The organism is Streptococcus sp. LPB0220, from assembly GCF_008727815.1.
Lineage (GTDB): Bacteria > Bacillota > Bacilli > Lactobacillales > Streptococcaceae > Streptococcus.
In genome coordinates this window covers 833,025-851,455 of the sequence record NZ_CP044230.1, presented here as the reverse complement: position 1 = coordinate 851,455, position 18,431 = coordinate 833,025, and the positions used below count along the sequence as shown (strand labels likewise).

Sequence of the window (18,431 nt, the reverse complement as noted above, 5' to 3'; positions counted from 1 at the left end):
CTTTTAAAAAAGGACTCATTTGAATTTCCCTTCCAAAAACGATATAATAGTAGCTTAAAGAAAACAGGTTCATATCCGAGGTTGTAGGAGGAAATTTTGGAAAAACCATACAGTAACTTAAAACTGGCCGAACGTGGTGCCATCATCAGTATTTTAGCCTATTTACTACTTTCTTCAGCAAAATTAGCTACTGGCCATCTGCTTCACTCCTCTAGTTTGGTAGCCGATGGATTTAACAACTTATCAGATATTATCAGCAATGCTGCCCTGCTCATCGGGATTCGTCTCGCTCGCCAACCAGCTGACCGTGATCACAAGTTTGGTCACTGGAAAATTGAGGATCTAGCTAGTCTAGTCACCTCCATCATTATGTTTTATGTCGGTTTTGATGTCTTACGCGATACCCTCCAAAAGATCTTCAGCAATGAAACAGTTAGCATTGATCCACTCGGTGCTGGTGTCGGAGTGGTTTCAGCCCTTGTCATGCTAGGCGTTTATTTCTACAATCTTCGCTTAGCCAAACGAGCCAAATCCAAAGCCTTAAAAGCAGCCGCAAAAGACAATCTTTCAGACGTCGTCACTTCTCTTGGAACGTCGATCGCGATCGCTGCTAGTGCTTTTAACTATCCAATTGTCGATAAAATCGTAGCCATCATCATCACCTTCTTTATCCTCAAAACAGCCTACGATATTTTTATGGAATCTTCCTTTAGTCTTTCAGACGGCTTTGACGATAGTCTCCTCGAAGATTACGAAAAAGCAATTTTAAAACTCCCTAAGATTGCACGTGTGAAATACCAACGCGGACGGACCTACGGAAGCAATATCTATCTGGACGTTGTCTTGGAGATGAATCCCGATCTTTCCGTCTATGAAAGCCATGCGATCACAGAAGAAGTCGAGGATCTTCTGAAAGAAGAATTTGGAGTCTTTGACATTGACGTCCATGTGGAACCTAGCTCAATTCCTGAGGATGAGTTGATCGAAAACGTTGAAAAGAAACTCTTAACCTACGAAAAACGCCTCTATGCTAAGCAAGAATTTGATACACTGTTAGCAGATAATTATACCTTGATTGACGATACCGGTCACGAACACAACAAGGCAGAATTAATAGAGGCTCTCGCAAGTGACCAAGTTCAATTCCAAAACTTTGAACTAGAGTCCATCAGCCAAAAAACCAAACTCATACGTTATGAACTAGACGGTCAAATCCATACCAGTCTCTGGCGTCGCCACGAAACTTGGCAAAAGATTTTCCATCAAATTACTAATAAAACAGATTAAAAAGCCAGGAAGTATTTCCTAGCTTGAGAGAGCAGCCAAACCTTATAAAAAAAGTTAATTGATCCTCTAAAAATTTTCTAATTTTTAAAATGAATCAAAAGTATACCAAAACTTTCCGCTGTGAGAAAAGTGCTAGAAACAGTGATGTTTCTAGCACTCGGGAGTTTTGAAACCTTAGGTTCAAAACTAAGTCATGGAACTTCGTAGAAGTTCGCTGACGTCCGTACTCACCTAAGGAAAGTTTTTGAGATAACTTTGTCTTTAATATAAAGCTAGGAATCATTTCCTAGCTTTTTTACTTGATATCGTCTGTTGCTACATCCGTTCCGAACCACTTCTTAGAGATCTTTTGGAACTGGCCCTTTTGATAGAGTTTTACGAAGGCTTCATCAATTTTTTTCTTCAAGGTTTTATCCGCCTTGCGCACCCCTACCGCAAAGGATTCAGTTTCAAAACCGACAGGAAAGACATTGTAGTCTTTTAAAATTCCTTCCGTTTGCAAATAATAGTTGGCATAGACACGGTCGATTAGGAGCCCATCGATCCGATCATTCTGAAGATCGATCAGCGCCTCGTTGAAACTCTGGTATTGGGTAGCCTTTTGATTTTTAACCTTATTTTTCAAGATTTTAGGATTGGCTTCAAAATCCATATAGCCAGACGATCCAGTCTGGGCACCTAATCGCTTCTCTTTCATCCCATCGACTGATTGGATCCCAGAGGCTTTCTTAGTGACCAAGACTTGTTCATTTTTCATATAGGGCTTGGTAAAAGCAACACTCTCCCGACGTTCATCTGTAGCCGAATAGCCATTCCAGATGGCATCAATGGTACCATTTTTCAGTTCCGTCTCTTTCATATCCCAATCAATGGGTTGCCAGTTGACATGAATCCCATAAGATTCAAAGACTTGATTAGCCAAATCAATATCAAAACCAGCGTAGCTCCCATCTTTTTGCTCAAAGCCCATGGGAACGAAAGTATTATCAAAACCAATCGTGATGGACTGCTCTTTTTGGTATTTTTGCCAGTTGTCCACTTTAGGATCACTCACTGTCTGTCCACAGGCAGTCAGAAGAGCGAGACTAAGGACACCTAGCAGCCATGGTATTACTCGTTTCATCCTCTCCTCCTATTTAGGCTCAACCTTGAGAAGAACATCCGCAATTGCTTCTGCAAATGGAATATCATGGGTAACAACGATCTGAGTCATCCCCAGTTCACGGTTTTGCAAGATTAACTTCTCAACTTCTAATCGCAATTCTGGATCCAAGGCCGAAGTCGGCTCATCATAGCCAATAATTTCTGGATCGATCATCATAGCACGAGCCAATGCCACCCGTTGCTTCTGACCACCAGATAGAGAGAATGGATAAGCATCCGCATGTTGTTCGAGCCCCAAGCGCTCCAGTAAGCTCATGGCTTTTTTACTCGCTTCTCCCTTAGTCACATTCATGGTCTTGATAGGGGACAAGATCAGGTTTTCCATGACCGATAAATGTGGAAATAATTGAAAATCTTGAAAGACAAAACCGAGAAGATTTCGTTTTTCTAAGGCATCCAGAGGCAAGTTTTCACCATTATAGATGATCTGACCAGAATCAATGGTTTCAAGACCAGCTAGCATGCGAAGCAAGGTGGTCTTTCCTCCCCCAGAAGGACCAACAATGGCGACGATTTGTTTTTCAGGAACGAGAAGATTGAAATCTGATAAGATCTGCTTATCCCCAAACCGTTTCGAAATTTGTTTTAATTCTAACATATACTTCTCCTCCTATTTATAATATGAAAAGTTCTTTTCAACTCGCTTAGCAATGATGGTCACGATCCCAATGAGGATTAAATAAATAGCTCCCGCCAAAAACATGGGTGCAAGACTGGCATCACGATTGGCTGCCGTCCGACTAGCCAGGATCAAATCACTAATTCCCAGAGCATAGACCAAGGAGGTATCTTTAATCAAGGACATGACTTCATTGAAGACACTTGGAAGAACGATCTTCACCACCTGAGGCAAAATGATATAGCGAATTGTTTGCCATGAACTCAATTTCAAGACCTTGGCCGCCTCATACTGACCTGTCGGAATGGCAACAATTCCTCCACGGAAGATTTCCGCAAAATAGGCTGCATAATTGAGGGTGAAGGCTGTAATAGCCGCAGGCAACCGATCAATCCGAATCCCGATACTTGGAAGGACGTAATAAATAAAGATCAACTGAAGCAAAAGAGGAGTTCCTCGCATGATCCAGATATAAATTGTTAGGAGTCCATGCAGGATCTTTGAGCGCAATTGAAGCAAAAAGGCAACAACGATTCCTAGTGGAATCGATAAAATCAATACGAAAGCAAACACTTGCAAGGTGAGGCTTGCTCCCTTTAACAAACTTGGTAAAATTTCCAAAGCATACTGCATAGCATTCTCCTCCTAAAAAATTATTTAATGAACATCTTACCACAAAAATGGAAAAATAACTAGTTCATTTTGATATTTATAAAAAAAATAGCCTTTCGGCTATTCTTCTACTTTTATAAAACCAAATTTATTGAGAGGATAGAGACGCAGATTCACGACTCCTTCAATCTGATTTTTATGGATATAACCAAACTCACGGCTATCTTCTGTATCCCCACGGTTATCATTTAAGACTAGATAAGTATCCGATGGTACACGACCAGCCTTGGTCCCTTTTAACTCTGATAAGAAGAAATCATCCGTATAATACCCATTACTCGTAGGAGCAGCTAGATGTTTGTTGAGCATTTTGTTCAGGTAAGGTTCTGGTGTTGCCTGTCCATTCAAATAGAGGACGTCATCTACGTAGCTGACTTCATCGTTTTCTTTGGCAATGACACGTCCAAGGTATTCTTTTCCACCGACCTTGTATAAGACCAAATCACTGCGATCTACCTGAGCATTTCTAGTCGCTACCACAAGATCTCCAGTTTTCACAGAAGCATTGGCCATCTTATCATTGATACTAAATGGATGAAATACAAAGATTCGAAGCAAAATCAGTGCCAAAACCAGTACACCGACAATGATGACATTTCTAATTAAATCTCTCCTTGGCATGAATGTCTCCCTTCCTTTTTATTTATTATACCATGTTTTTGATCTTTAAAAAAGAGAAAGTAAGCATTAGTGAGAATTCTTGTCAACACACACCAGAAGAAAAAGAAAAACCTCGCGGTCAATCCTTTCGGACCAACCAGCAAGGCTTTAAGATCAAATTGTCTATTAACGTACTGTACGGATACGCATTGTGTTTGTACGAACAGCTTCTCCAACTGGTACACCAGCAACGATAACGATATCATCACCAGATTTAACAAGACCAGCTTCAACTGCTTTACGTTCAGCAATTTCGAACATATCGTCAGTTGATGAAGGAGCATCTGTCAACATTGGGATAACACCCCAGTTCAACATCAATCCACGTTCAGTCAATTCGTCAAATGTCAATGCCAAGATATCAGCATCTGGACGGTATTTAGAGATCAAACGTGCAGTGTGACCTGTCTTAGTCAATGTTACAACCAATTTGATATCCATTGAGTTTGTAGCATCTTTAACAGCTGAAGCCATAACTTCTGTCTTAGAGTTACGTTCGAATGAAGCTGGGTTCAAACGACCATATTCTTTCAAAAGTGTTTGAGCGTTCATATCGATTTTCGCCATTGTAGCTACAGATTCAAGTGGGTATTTACCGTTTGCAGATTCACCTGAAAGCATTGTAGCATCAGTACCATCGATAACAGCGTTGAAGACGTCAGATACTTCAGAACGAGTAGCACGTGGTTTTTCAGTCATTGTTTCAAGCATGTTTGTTGCAGTGATAACAACTTTACCAGCAGCATTTACTTTAGAAGTAATCATTTTTTGGTAAACTGGAACCATTTCGAATGGTACTTCGATACCCATGTCACCACGAGCGATCATGATACCATCAGTTACTTCGATGATTTCATCCAAGTTTTCGATACCTTGTTGGTTTTCGATTTTCGCAAACAATTGAACGTGGCTGTTACCAGTTTCTTCACAGATAGCACGAACTTCTTGAACGTCTTTTGCAGTACGTACGAATGAGATCGCGATGAAGTTGATACCTTGTTCCAAACCGAAGCGGATATCGTCGTTATCGCGTTCAGCAAGTGCGGGGAAAGGAATCTTAGTGTTAGGGATGTTTACACCTTTTTGTTTAGCGATGATACCATCGTTTTCAACTTCAACAACAAATTCACGTTTTGCAGCGTCTTTTTCTACAACGCGAAGACCCAATTTACCATCATCAACCAATACTTGGTGACCAACTTCAACATCATCAAAGATGTCAAGCGCACCAGCAACGTTCAATGCGATAACATCACGAGTTGATTTGATGCCTTGTTTTGTAGCAACGCGGATACGTTCACCAGTCTTGTATGAATATTCTTTAGCTTCGCCTTCGAACAATTCAGTACGGATTTCAGGACCTTTTGTATCAAGAAGGTAACCAACTTTTTTACCAGCGATTTCTTCTGCACGTTTAACAGTCGCCATACGTTCACCTTGTTCTTGGTGGTCACCGTGTGAGAAGTTGAAACGGAAAGTGTTAGCGCCAGCTTCGATCAATTTAGCAATGTTTTGTGCTGAAGCTTCAACGTCAAGTTTTTCAGCCCAGTATCCATCTTCACCGAATTTTTTACCGCCACGGATTTCTACCGCAGGACCTAAAGTTGCAACGATTTTTACACGTTTGTTCATGATATATATGACTCCTTTTTTAATATATCTGTCTTTTTAAGACAAGGTTAACGAATTAATGAAATAAAATTAGATTGAAGACAAGCTACGGTTCAACTCGGCAAGACCAAGATCAGCTTTATGTGGATTGTTTACCACAATCTTACCATCTTCTGTCAAGCTAAAGAGGGCTCCTTCTTCTGCTTTACCAAGGATTGGGTTTTCAACCATTTTTTCATTACGGATACCAACGGCTACACCACCGATTCCTTGTTTCAACAATTTAACAGCGTGTGCTCCCATACGTGAAGCAAGAACACGGTCACGCGCAGTAGGTGAACCACCACGTTGGATGTGGCCAAGCTCAGTCACACGAAGGTCACTTTCATCACCAGCTTCTTTCAAAGCTTTACCAAATTCATCTGCAGACATCACGCCTTCAGCCAAGATGATGATGTTGTGGGTACGACCTTTTGCGTAACCTTCTTTGATGCTCTCAACAACATCTTCGATCTTGAATCCTTCTTCAGGGATGATGATTTCATCTGCACCAGATGCAATCCCTGCCCAAAGAGCGATATCTCCAGCGTTACGTCCCATCACTTCGATAACGAAAGTACGGTGGTGACTAGATGAAGTATCACGGATCTTATCGATCGCGTCCATTGCAGTTGTGACTGCCGTATCAAAACCAATTGTAAAGTCAGTTCCGACGATATCGTTGTCGATCGTACCAGGAAGACCCACAGCTGGGAATCCAAGCTCAGTCAAGCGCATCGCACCATGGTAAGAACCATCTCCACCAATAACGACAACACCTTCTATCCCGTGTTTCTTCAATTGCTCGATCCCTTTTAATTGACCTTCGCGTTGTGCGAATTCAGGGTAACGAGCTGAATGAAGGAAGGTACCACCACGGGAAATAATATCTCCAACAGATGAGGCGTCAAGGGGCTGAATTTTACCAGCAACCATTCCCGCATATCCATCATAGATACCGAAGACTTCCATTCCTTCTGAAATTGCTTGACGAACAACTGCACGGATGGCAGCATTCATACCAGGGGCATCTCCACCACTAGTTAAAACAGCAATACGTTTCATTTCGTTGTTTGCTCCTTTTTTTCTTTTACATTCTACGTAATTATAACACAAAGAAGACTAAAATTCTCGTATTTTTCGCAGTTTTTACCGATAAATCGTTTTCATAACGAGATTCTTTAGTTCATCTTCCAATTCTTTGTTTTTCTGAACTGTATAGCCCTTCAATTGAAGAGTTTTTTTCTCATCTTCATAGCGTAATACCACAGGATATGGCCCTGGATATTTTTTCAAGATAGAAAGAATCGTTTGATCCTGACGATGATCGAGCAACTGAATCCAGAATTTCTCATTAGTCGCTAGTTGAGCCTCTGCTAGAATCATCTGTAAGCGCCCATCACGCTCCTGTACCTTCCCCGTCAAGTAATAAAAGCCACCTTCTTTTATCAAGGAGGAAAATCGATTGTAGGTTTCAGGGAAAAGGGTCACATCTAGTTTTTTCTTGATATCGCTGACTTGTAAGAAAGCCATGAGTTCCCCCAACTTGGTTCGAATGGTCCGGATGGCTTGCACTTCTACGAGGATTCGCGCCTGCTCTCCTTGTATGAGTTGAGAAATTGGTTGGATCTCGTAGGGACTCGTTTGCCCAATCGCAACCAAAGGGTGGGTACTGAGCCCGATGCCAATAATGGCCTCTTCCTTCTCATATTTTTCAGCCTGGCTAAAGTCTTCCACTTCTGTCCAGGAATAGTTAGAATCCGCAAACAAACTGCCTAGCTCATCTGCAAAGACAAATAAATTCGGCAAATTGTGAAGCACCTTGCGTCTATTCTTCTCAAAGTTATCAAACAACCCTAGTTCTACTAAAGGCGTCAATAGAGGTAATTTATGATACTGATTAGGAAGGCGTAAAATAAAATCTTCGACACTTTCAAAGGGACGATTGTCAATGATCCAATACGCTAAATCTCTTGGAAGTCCCTTGATATTTTTCATTCCCAAGTAAATTTTTCGATCCTGAAACTTATCTCTGTAAGGGATGGTATTGATGGATAATGGCGCGACTTTAAAATCAAACTGGAGAGCATCTGTCAGATAATCGCTACTCGAATAATTGAGCATAACATCAAAGAAAACATCTGGATAATGGACCTTGAAATAGGCCATCTGAAAGGCCAAGGCACAATAGGCATAGGCATGGGAACGGTTAAACCCATAGCCTGCGAATTTTTCCATGATCGCAAAGACCTCTTTGGCTTTTTCTTCCGTATGACCAAGTTTAAGAGCACCCGTGACAAAATCGTCTTCCATCTTGTGCATTTCAGTCGCATTTTTTTTGCCCATGGCCCGACGTAAGATATCGGCTTTCCCAAGGCTAAAGCCTGCAAAATGCTGGGCAACTTGCATAACCTGCTCTTGGTAAAGCATGATCCCATAAGTGGGCCGTAAGATTTCTTCAATAGCTGGATCCAGAATGTCAACTTTTTCCTGGCCGTGCTTTCTTTTGACGAAATTATCAATGTAATCACTAGCTCCTGGACGATTGAGAGAGGTGGTCGCTACCACTTCTTCGAAATGATTGGGTCTCACACGTCTCAAAAGGCGGATAGCTCCTGCTTGTTCAAATTGGAAAATCCCCTTGGTATCCCCAGCAGCAAATAAGGCCAAGGTTTCTTGATCTTCTAAATCAATGGCTTCAATCACGATCTCTTCTTGGTACTTTTCATAGACGGCTTCCTTCATTTTTTGAACAAAGGTTAAGTTTCGCAGACCCAAAAAATCCATCTTCAATAGACCATTGGCTTCAACCGCATGAGCATCGTACTGGGTAACAAACATGTCTTCTCCATACTTGAGAGGAATGTGATCCGTCAAATCCTGGTCACTCATCACAACACCCGCCGCATGGATCGAGGTCTGTCTAGGTTGGCCCTCAATTCTTTTGGCAATTTCAAAGCCACGTTCAAATTCTGTTCGACTATGAATCACTTGTCGAAAAGCTAGATTCTGTTCATACGCTGTCGTCAGTGTATCCCTAAAGCCAATCCGCTTGGTAATGGAGGTTAATTCGTACTCTGGTACCCCAAAACGTTTAAAAACATCTCGAATGGCTTGTTTGGCCCCAAAGGTTGAAAAGGTCACGATCTGAGCCGCATGGTAACTCCCATAACGGTCTCTCACATAACGGATAAATTCTGGACGATAGATATCAGGAATATCAATATCAATATCCGGCATGGTGTAGCGCTCCACATTTAAAAAGCGTTCAAAGAGGAGGTTCTTCTCCACTGGATCAATCCCTGTAATCTCCAGGGCATAAGCTACCAGTGAGCCGACAGCAGACCCACGCCCCATTCCCATATAATATCCCTGACTTCGTCCGAAACGAAGAAGATCCCAGACAATCAAGAAATAATCATCAAAGCCCATTTGGTGAATAATGTCTAATTCATGCTCCAAACGTTCTTGATAGACCGGACTAGTCAAGTTCTTTCGAAGAAGACCGGCTTGGGCTAATTCTCTCAATTCCGCAACAGCTGGTTTCTGAGGATTGAAGCGAGGCAATTTCAACTGAGTATCAATGTCGTATTGAATCCCTTGGACAAGTTTTTCAAGATTTGGGATGGCTTGAGGAAATCGCTCAGCAAAATCATTCTGTAAATCCTGAGGAGTTTTTAGGACTGTTCTAGGATCAATTTGTCCTGTTTCTGTCAAGCTTTGATTGTCCTTGATGGCCGCGAGCATCTGCATGGCTTCCATATCTTCCGCCTCAAAAAAACGCACAGTATGAAGAGGAAGCACAGGGTGGCTAAACTCTTGGTCCGGCGTATCGGCAAAAACTCCGATGAAGTAATCTAGACCAAGCGGTATGTCTTCACTAGCAAAAGGCGCTGGGACAATGACCGCTACTCCTTCTGTAAGGTGCTTCACATCTTCCCAATTGTTTTTCCCCATCATTTTGACGGTCGACATCTTCATCAGATTCTGGTAGCCTTTCGTTGACAGGGCCATCATCCGAAACGGAATTGTTTCATTGTCTACTTTTAGTCCAATTTCTAAACCGACCAAGGGACTGAGGTTGTGGGCTTGACAGGCTTCGATAAATTCATAAGCACCATACAAATTATCTACATCCATGATTCCCAATGCGCCATACCCCATGCTTTTAGCCGCTTGGACATAGTCTTTTATGGTCACAAGACTTTCCATAAAGGTATAGACTGATTTGGTATCTAGCTGTGTAATCACTTTTTCTCCTTTCTGCATTGTCTATTTTGGTGCCTCCTTTGGTCACTCCTTTTTGTACAAAAAAACACCACTGCTACACAATGATGTCTCAACAACGGAAGACATGGGATTCGAACCCACGCACGCTATTACACGCCTACCGCGTTTCCAACACGGCCTCTTAAGCCTCTTGAGTAATCTTCCATGAATAAAAAATATGGAGCCGGTGGGAGTCGAACCCACGTCCAAACACCTGCCAGCATATTTGTCTACAACCATAGGTTATGTCTTAGTTTAACAGCTACATGACACATAACTCAAGCCCTGTACCTGCGAGTCTATCAATCTCTTATCTAACTTCTAGACAAAGTTAGATCGTATCTCGCTAAAATAAAGACCTGTCATCAAACACGAGCGATTCGAATCGGGTCACGCCTGCTGGTGTTTAGGCAGCTAAAGCGTAAGAATTATTATTTTTTGCAGTTATATTTAACTGGCGTTTTACATCCGCTAGATGAGTTGCAAAATATGCCTCATAATGCCTGTCGAATCCGTAACGACCCCAAAACGAATACAATTAGTATATCAAAATGTAGCCAAAAATGCAAAAGAAAAAAATTGAACAAGAAGGCTTCCACCGGGAAGCTCCTTGCTCAATTTACTGTACTTATTGAAGATTCAACTTGTACTTGCTGATATAGTGGATGGTGAAGTACATAGAAACAATCTTAATGACTTCATAGATAAGACCTGGAATGAAGTTTGCTCCAAATTCATCAAACTTTCCATAAACCAATGCATACCCGACAGCATATGAATCCTTAAATGGATTGACCGCTGTACCAATGATACTTAAGACAAGGCACAAAAGAAAGAAGAACAGAATCGCTTTCAATCCACGACGATTTTGGAACAGTTGGCCAAGTGCGATTGATACATAAAATAGTAAGATTCCTGAAGCTGTGGTAAAAATCCACCAGATGATAATCCAATAAGCAATAGAATGACTAAAAGCCTCAGCGATAATACTAAATACAGGAGAGAGGTCTTGACCAATGACAGCGCCCATCACAATAATTGTGATAAAACCACTAAAAAATAGAAGGAATAGGCAGTAAAGACTCGCTACTAAAGCTCCCACAAATTTAGACAAAATGATCGCATGAGGGCTAGCTGGAAGGGTCCAGGTCAAGTAACCTTCACGTCCGTATAAGTTGGAATAGAAACGACGAATAATAATATAGTAGTTACTAAGATAAAGACCAATGACTCCTCCAAAAATGAGAATCCCAAGAGTCCCAGTTATGATTTGCATACTATTGGTTTCCATATCCACAAAACCGTTTGTAGCACTTCCACCAATAACACCTGTAATCACTGACAAACCTAGTGCGATCAGGGTGATCAATAAATACCACTTAGCTGTCGATTTAAATTCATATTTTAATAATTTACCAAACATGGGGTCCTCCTAATAAACACGGAATTGATCACGGAAGATCTCATCGATTGATTTTCCGTGTTGATTGCGCAAAACAGTCGTATTTTCATGCAAGAGGATTCTTCCTTGGTTGATGAAAATCGCTTCATCCAAAACTTGCTCAATATCCGCAATCAAGTGAGTAGAAATCAAGACAGAAGAGTTTGGACGTCGGTTTTGAATAATGGTCCGCAAAATATAATCACGCGCTGCTGGGTCGACCCCACCGATTGGTTCATCAAGGACATACAAGTCAGCTTCACGACTCATCACCAAAATCAATTGTACTTTTTCCTTGTTCCCTTTTGAAAGGCTGTTCAATTTTTGATTTGGATGCAAATGCAAATCGTTGAGCAATTGGTAAGCTCGTTGGACATTAAAATCTGAATAAAAATCTTGGAAATAGCTAATAGCATCACTAATTTTTATATTTTCACTCAGATAAGTCGTATCCGGCAAATAGGAAACAACTTTTTTAGAAGCTGGGGATGGTAATTGACCATGAATATAGATATTTCCAAGGCTTGGTTGCAACAAACCATTAATCAATTTAATGATGGTTGTTTTCCCGCTACCATTAGGCCCCAAAAGGCCAATAATACGGCCAGGTTGGATGTTCAAACTAACATCCATGAGAGCAACTTCATGCCCATAATTCTTTGTCACATGGTCCAAGTAGACCAAAGGATACTGATTCATGTAAATCTCCTTTATTTTCTATTTATGCTATTATACCTTGTCCTCTTGATGATTGCAACTTTATCTGAAAATTTGCTAAGAATTTGAAAATGGTTGTTCAAAAATACAGGTGTAAACAAATCAGAGGTTAGGGAAGCCCCTAACCTCTGATTTGTTTTGATGAATAGAATGTTTAACTAATTCCAAGTGCAATCCGTGCATAGCGGCTCATTTTTTCAACCGTCCAAGCAGGATACCAGACCAACTTCACATCCACAGATGTCACTTCTTCTACTTCTGCTAAAACATCATGAATCTGATCTGTCAGAAGATCCGCTAATGGACATCCCATGGTCGTTAGCGTCATATCAATAATGGTCGCTCCAGTTTCACCATCAAAATGGATCTCGTAAACAAGACCTAAATTAACAATGTCAATCCCAAGCTCAGGATCGATTACCTCTTCCAAAGCATTTAAGATTTTATTTTTAATTTCTTCAATTTGCTCAGTTGTATATGCCATATGACACTTCCTTTTTTTGTTATGTTACTCTCGATAGAATTGCTTGGCTCGGGTTAAAAAGGTCCTCCGGACCTAGGTCGCTTTTTCATTTCTTGGCGACCGTTAAAAATGTCCACTGGACCTAGGTCGCTTCTTCATTTCTAGGCGACCGTTAAAAATGTCCCCCGGACCTGGGTCGCTTTTACATTTCTAGGCGACCGTTAAAAAGATCCCCCGGACCTGGGTCGCTTTTACATTTCTAGGCGACCGTTAAAAAGATCCCCCGGACCTGGGTCGCTTTTACATTTCTAGGCGACCGTTAAAAAGATCCCCCGGACCTGGGTCGCTTTTACATTTCTAGGCGACCGTTAAAAAGGTCCCCCGGACCTTTTTAATCCTCTATAAAGTCACGCAATGGTTTGCTTCTGCTTGGGTGGCGGAGTTTGCGGAGGGCTTTGGCTTCGATCTGACGGATCCGTTCACGGGTCACGTTGAAGACTTTACCCACATCTTCCAAGGTCCGCATTTTTCCATCATCCAAACCGAAACGTAAACGAAGTACGTTTTCTTCCCGGTCTGTCAGGGTATCGAGGACTTCATCTAATTGTTCACGTAGAACCACACGAGTGGTGTAGTCTACTGGATTTTCAATCACTTCATCTTCGATGAAATCTCCCAAATGGCTATCGTCTTCTTCCCCGATTGGCGTTTCCAAAGAAACAGGCTCTTGGGCAATCTTCAAGATTTCGCGCACCTTATCAGGCGTCATATCCATGCGTTCAGCGATTTGTTCAGGCGTTGGATCTTGTCCCAATTCTTGCAAGAGATTGCGTTGTTCACGAACCAACTTGTTAATGGTTTCCACCATGTGAACAGGGATCCGAATGGTCCGTGCTTGGTCTGCAATGGCACGAGTGATAGCCTGACGAATCCACCAAGTCGCATAGGTAGAGAACTTGAACCCTTTGGTATAGTCAAACTTATCAACGGCCTTCATCAAGCCCATATTTCCTTCTTGGATCAAATCCAAAAATTGCATTCCACGACCAACGTAACGTTTCGCAATGGATACAACCAAACGAAGGTTGGCTTCTGCAAGACGTTGCTTAGCTTCCAAATCACCTTGTTCCACTAAGATAGCCAATTCTTGTTCTTCTTCATTGGTCAAAAGAGGAACAACCCCAATTTCTTTCAAGTACATCCGTACTGGGTCGTTGACCTTGGCAGAGTTGCTTCCAAGCAATTCCTCATCTGACAATTCTGGCTCTTCTTCATTGTTCAACACACGCGCACTTGGGTTACCATCTTTATCCGTGATCGAAATTCCTGCATCTTGAATACGTTGCAAAAGATCTTCAATCCCATCTGCATCTAGTGTGAATGGAATAACCAACTTGTCATTAATTTCATCATCTGTTGCAGTTCCACTCTTCTTGTGGCTGCGAATAAACTCTGCAATTTGAACGTCCAATGTTGTAATATCTTTTTGTTCTTTAGCCATTCCTACTCCATTCTTCTTTTTTGAGCGATCAAACGCTCGAGTTCCAATAAAGCTTTTTCCGCATCCCCTGTCGAGGAAGCTTCCTTCACTTTATTTCCAATTTGTTGACTTTCTTTGCGAAGAAGCTCACGATTTCGCGTTTCTTCCACTTCTTCTAATTCACCATCTGCTATCTCATCTGGTAAATCTTCTTCTAACATGCGGTACCAGGCGTGCTGGACCCCTTCAGGTTGCTCGGACAAATCCTGAGATGTGACTTCTCCATTTTGACAGAGCAATTTATACAAGATCTGTAACTCCGGTGTGTCGAAGGCAAAATCAGGTCGCAAACGGTAATCATTGAGGACCATTGGAAAATCCTTCATCCTACTTAACAAATGATTTTCCGCCTTGATCAAGCGCGTCATCCCACGATTCGGCAAGAGCTCCACTGAAAAATTCGACGTTTTGGATCGTCCACCTTCTTGCTCTTCTTGCCGTTGATGCAAGCGACTATTATTGACAATTTGCTCAATCTGCAAGTAATCAAAGTCCGGCAATAAATCGGCCAACTTATAAATATAAGTGTTCTGCGCTGTGATGGAGCGCGTCTGGGCGATCATCGGTGCCAGCTTCTCGACAAACTCAATCTGTGCCTGCAAGTTCTCAATATACTGGGGTTTCCAGTAGTGCATCAAGAATTCAACCTTACTGATCCGCGAATTCTTCAAGAGGGAAGCTAGATCTTCTGGGGAGGTCTTTTTGAGGTACTCATCGGGATCCATCTGATCAGGGATACGGACGATCTCCAACTCCAGATCCTGCAAGACATCCAAGGCCTTAGCGGTTGCTTTAAGTCCCGCCTTATCCCCATCATAGGTCAAAATGACCTTTTTGGTAAAATGAGACAGGTGCTGGACGTGCTCTGGTGTCAAGGCTGTCCCCATAGAGGCGACTGCATTTTCAATCCCAGCTCGATAAGCCGCAATGACATCCATAAAGCCTTCCATGATATACATTTCATGTTGCTTTTTGGCGCTCGTCTTAGCTTGATCCAAATGATAAAGTTCATAACTCTTATTAAATAGACGGGTACTTCGACTATTCTTGTACTTGGCTTGATGACTGCCATCATCCGTTAGTTTCCACAGTCTACCAGAAAAAGCAATGACACGTCCACTATCATCCGTCAAAGGAAACATAATCCGATCCTGAAAGGCATCAAAAACTGTTCCAGCATCTGAGATTGTGAATAACCCCGAATCGGTAATCACTTTCTCAGAGAACTTCTCAGAGAGATTTCGATAGAGATAATTCCCTTCTGCTGGGGCTAAGCCCAATTGAAAATGTCGGATGACCTCATCCGTCAATCCACGTTCATGCAGATAATTTCGCGCTTCTTCTCCCATCTTTGTCGTCATCAGAATCGCCTGGTAGAACTTACTGGCTTCCTGATGAATCTCATAAAGTTCTTGGTTGGGATTGATAGACGTTGGTTGAGCCGGCCTTGCTTGGTACTGAAGCGCAATACCCGCTTTTTCTGCTACGATCTGGACCGCATCCATAAAAGCGACTCCACGGTATTCCTCAATAAACTTAAAGACATCTCCCGAGCGACCACATCCGAAACAATGGTAAAACTGCTTGTCTTCAACGACATTAAAAGAAGGAGTCTTTTCACCATGAAAAGGACAGAGCCCTAAAAAATTACGGCCAGCCTTGGTCAAAGAAACAACTTCTCCAATAACTTCAACAATGTTTACACTGTTTTTAATTTCTGCAATTAGCTCTTTATCAACCATAAACAGTGCCTCCATTTTACCATAGATTATCACTTTATATTTTATACTAAAAGTTAGTAAAAGTAAATTTTTTCCTACCGATTTCACACATAAAAGAAAAGATTTTCAACCTTTATCACTAATTTTAAAAAATGAGGCATATTCCTTGTCAGTCGAATATTTTTCCGTTATACTATCATAGTAAAAAATTATTATGAAAGGACATATTTAGGATATGTTAAAAGATTTGAAAGCTTTTCTCCTTCGTGGGAATATTGTTGACCTTGCTGTAGCAGTCGTTATCGGAGCTGCATTTGGAGCTATCGTAACATCACTTGTTAACGATATCATCACTCCACTTATTTTGAAACCAGCTATGAAAGCTGCTGGTGTTGATAAGATTGCTAATTTGTCATGGAACGGTGTTGCATACGGTAGCTTCTTGAGCGCTGTGATCAACTTCCTTGTTGTTGGTACTGTTCTTTTCTTCGTAGTGAAAGCTGCTGAAAAAGCTCAAAACCTTGGTAAAAAAGAAGAAGCTGTCGAAGAAGAAGCTCCTGCTCCTACTCAAGAAGAGTTGCTTACTGAAATCCGCGACTTGCTTGCAAACAAATAATCAGATAAAAAGATCCGATCTTCTAGCTAGAAGATCGGTTTTTTTGTCTTTAACGGATGAAAAAAACAAAAAACAGACCGAGGTCTGTTCTTGTATTCAATTAGAATTTTTTACGTTTACGAGCTGCTTCTGATTTACGTTTACGTTTTACAGAAGGTTTTTCATAGAATTCACGTTTGCGTGTTTCTTGAAGAGTACCAGCTTTAGTAACCGCACGTTTGAAACGACGAAGAGCATCGTCAAGAGATTCATTCTTACGTACTACTGTTTTTGACATATTTTTCACTCCCTTCAAGCCTAAAATCTTAATAATTTTATCACACTTTAAGGACGCTGTCAAGATCTTTTGAAACTTTTCTAGCCCTCCTAGCCTTCATATCATTTCTTTTTCCAACTTTTTCATTCTTCCCATTTTATGATACAATGGAAACAAAGAAAACCCTGAAGGAGATACTATGTCAGAAATTTATGATATTACAATTGTTGGGGGCGGACCAGTTGGTCTGTTTGCTGCTTTTTATGGCAATATGCGCCAAGTAAAAGTCAAACTGATTGATTCCTTACCTCAACTGGGAGGGCAACCAGCTATTCTCTATCCAGAAAAGAGTATCCTCGATGTACCTGGCTTTACCAATTTGACTGGTGAAGAATTGAGCAACCGCTTGATCGAGCAAGTTAAACGGTTTGATACACCGATCTTTCTCAATGAAACTGTAGAGGATATCCGAAAAGAAGGCGATCTCTTCACCATCACTACTTCTCGCCAAGTGCATCAGTCTAAAGCAGTCATTATTGCCATGGGCGGTGGTGCCTTTAAGCCACGCGCCCTTGACATTGAGGGAGCTGAAGACTTTGATAACGTCCACTATCATGTTTCGAACATCCAACAATATGAAGGACAGCAGGTGACCGTCCTTGGTGGTGGAGACTCTGCTGTAGACTGGGCTCTTGCTTTTGACAAGATTGCTCCAACTACGATCATTCATCGTCGGGATAACTTCCGTGCTTTAGAACATAGTGTAGAAGAACTCAAACAATCTTCTGTTAGCATCAAAACACCATTTATTCCTAGTCGTTTGATTGGCGAAAATGGTCATGCCACTCATCTTAAAATCACAAAAGTTAAAACCGATGAAACCGAACTCATTCCGATTGATCACTTATTCGTCAATTATGGCTTTAAATCTTCTATTGGAAACCTGAAAGAATGGGGTGTAGAATTGCAACGCCATAAAATCAAGGTCAACCAAAAACAAGAAACTAGCCTTCCTGGAATTTATGCTTGTGGAGACTGCTGCTTCTATGAAGGAAAGATCGATCTCATCGCTACAGGTCTGGGGGAAGCTCCAACAGCCGTAAACAATGCCATCAACTACATCTATCCAGATAAGAAAGTCCAACCAACGCACTCAACTAGTTTATAATAAAAAAGGCCTTTGGCCTTTTTTAAATTGAAGTCAAACTATTTTAAGTTAATCGATTCTGCAAAGAAGTAAAAATGAGTTCCTATTTTTAGTATGAATCAAGAAAATACAAAACTTTCCGCTGTGAGAAAAGTGCCTGAAACATTACGTTTCAGGCACTCGGGAGTTTTGAGACATTAGGCTCAAAA

16 protein-coding genes, 1 tRNA gene and 1 other RNA gene are annotated in these 18,431 nt (G+C 41.4%); 3 read left to right on the top strand and 15 right to left on the bottom strand.

Translation table 11 applies throughout. From position 1 onward, the window contains the following. Positions 1-96 precede the first annotated feature (96 nt). The gene (locus LPB220_RS04485) at positions 97-1,287 is read left to right on the top strand and encodes a cation diffusion facilitator family transporter (protein ID WP_150905788.1); all 1,191 of its coding nucleotides are present in this window, start codon (positions 97-99) and stop codon (positions 1,285-1,287) included. Between the two features lie 295 nt (positions 1,288-1,582). On the opposite strand, the gene LPB220_RS04480 is transcribed toward LPB220_RS04485, so the two are convergent. From LPB220_RS04480 to dnaG, 14 genes are all read right to left on the bottom strand, one after another. Further along, complete coding sequence (locus tag LPB220_RS04480) at positions 1,583-2,410, bottom strand: amino acid ABC transporter substrate-binding protein (RefSeq protein WP_150905786.1); 828 nt, start codon at positions 2,408-2,410, stop codon at positions 1,583-1,585. A 9-nt stretch (positions 2,411-2,419) separates the two neighbouring features. Next, positions 2,420-3,049: an amino acid ABC transporter ATP-binding protein gene (locus LPB220_RS04475; protein ID WP_021152960.1), complete on the bottom strand. Its 630-nt coding sequence runs from the start codon at positions 3,047-3,049 to the stop codon at positions 2,420-2,422. A 12-nt stretch (positions 3,050-3,061) separates the two neighbouring features. Next, on the bottom strand, positions 3,062-3,703 hold the full coding sequence (locus tag LPB220_RS04470; RefSeq protein ID WP_023917742.1) for an amino acid ABC transporter permease: 642 nt from the start codon (positions 3,701-3,703) through the stop codon (positions 3,062-3,064). 99 nt (positions 3,704-3,802) lie between these two features. Then, a complete protein-coding gene (lepB, locus tag LPB220_RS04465; protein WP_003006560.1) occupies positions 3,803-4,363 on the bottom strand; it encodes a signal peptidase I in 561 nt (186 codons plus the stop codon). A 165-nt stretch (positions 4,364-4,528) separates the two neighbouring features. After that, complete coding sequence (gene pyk, locus LPB220_RS04460) at positions 4,529-6,034, bottom strand: pyruvate kinase (protein ID WP_070660248.1); 1,506 nt, start codon at positions 6,032-6,034, stop codon at positions 4,529-4,531. Between the two features lie 69 nt (positions 6,035-6,103). Continuing rightward, positions 6,104-7,117 (bottom strand): 6-phosphofructokinase, encoded by a 1,014-nt coding sequence (pfkA, locus tag LPB220_RS04455; protein ID WP_021152956.1) that lies wholly within the window; start codon positions 7,115-7,117, stop codon positions 6,104-6,106. Positions 7,118-7,201: 84 nt separating this feature from the next. Beyond that, the gene (locus LPB220_RS04450; RefSeq protein WP_150906791.1) at positions 7,202-10,303 is read right to left on the bottom strand and encodes a DNA polymerase III subunit alpha; all 3,102 of its coding nucleotides are present in this window, start codon (positions 10,301-10,303) and stop codon (positions 7,202-7,204) included. A gap of 95 nt (positions 10,304-10,398) precedes the next feature. Further along, positions 10,399-10,486, bottom strand: a tRNA-Ser gene (locus tag LPB220_RS04445). 11 nt (positions 10,487-10,497) lie between these two features. Then, positions 10,498-10,846: a transfer-messenger RNA gene (ssrA, locus tag LPB220_RS04440) on the bottom strand. 103 nt (positions 10,847-10,949) lie between these two features. Beyond that, positions 10,950-11,744, bottom strand: a complete 795-nt coding sequence (locus LPB220_RS04435; RefSeq protein ID WP_150905784.1) for a hypothetical protein — start codon at positions 11,742-11,744, stop codon at positions 10,950-10,952. A 9-nt stretch (positions 11,745-11,753) separates the two neighbouring features. After that, on the bottom strand, positions 11,754-12,461 hold the full coding sequence (locus LPB220_RS04430) for an ABC transporter ATP-binding protein (RefSeq protein ID WP_021152925.1): 708 nt from the start codon (positions 12,459-12,461) through the stop codon (positions 11,754-11,756). Between the two features lie 172 nt (positions 12,462-12,633). Beyond that, entirely contained in the window at positions 12,634-12,963 is a 330-nt protein-coding gene (locus LPB220_RS04425) for a metal-sulfur cluster assembly factor (protein ID WP_004220168.1), read from the bottom strand. Between the two features lie 370 nt (positions 12,964-13,333). Further along, positions 13,334-14,443, bottom strand: a complete 1,110-nt coding sequence (rpoD, locus tag LPB220_RS04420; protein ID WP_021152924.1) for an RNA polymerase sigma factor RpoD — start codon at positions 14,441-14,443, stop codon at positions 13,334-13,336. 2 nt (positions 14,444-14,445) lie between these two features. Then, positions 14,446-16,224, bottom strand: coding sequence for a DNA primase (gene dnaG / locus LPB220_RS04415; RefSeq protein WP_150905782.1), 1,779 nt, complete (start codon positions 16,222-16,224; stop codon positions 14,446-14,448). 214 nt (positions 16,225-16,438) lie between these two features. Here dnaG and mscL point away from each other — a divergent pair, with 214 nt between their 5' ends. Next, positions 16,439-16,819 (top strand): large conductance mechanosensitive channel protein MscL, encoded by a 381-nt coding sequence (gene mscL, locus LPB220_RS04410; protein ID WP_021152922.1) that lies wholly within the window; start codon positions 16,439-16,441, stop codon positions 16,817-16,819. A 100-nt stretch (positions 16,820-16,919) separates the two neighbouring features. Here mscL and rpsU read toward each other — a convergent pair whose 3' ends face one another. Continuing rightward, positions 16,920-17,096, bottom strand: a complete 177-nt coding sequence (rpsU, locus tag LPB220_RS04405; RefSeq protein WP_000048054.1) for a 30S ribosomal protein S21 — start codon at positions 17,094-17,096, stop codon at positions 16,920-16,922. 178 nt (positions 17,097-17,274) lie between these two features. Here rpsU and LPB220_RS04400 point away from each other — a divergent pair, with 178 nt between their 5' ends. After that, positions 17,275-18,243: an NAD(P)/FAD-dependent oxidoreductase gene (locus LPB220_RS04400; protein WP_150905780.1), complete on the top strand. Its 969-nt coding sequence runs from the start codon at positions 17,275-17,277 to the stop codon at positions 18,241-18,243. Positions 18,244-18,431 lie beyond the last annotated feature (188 nt).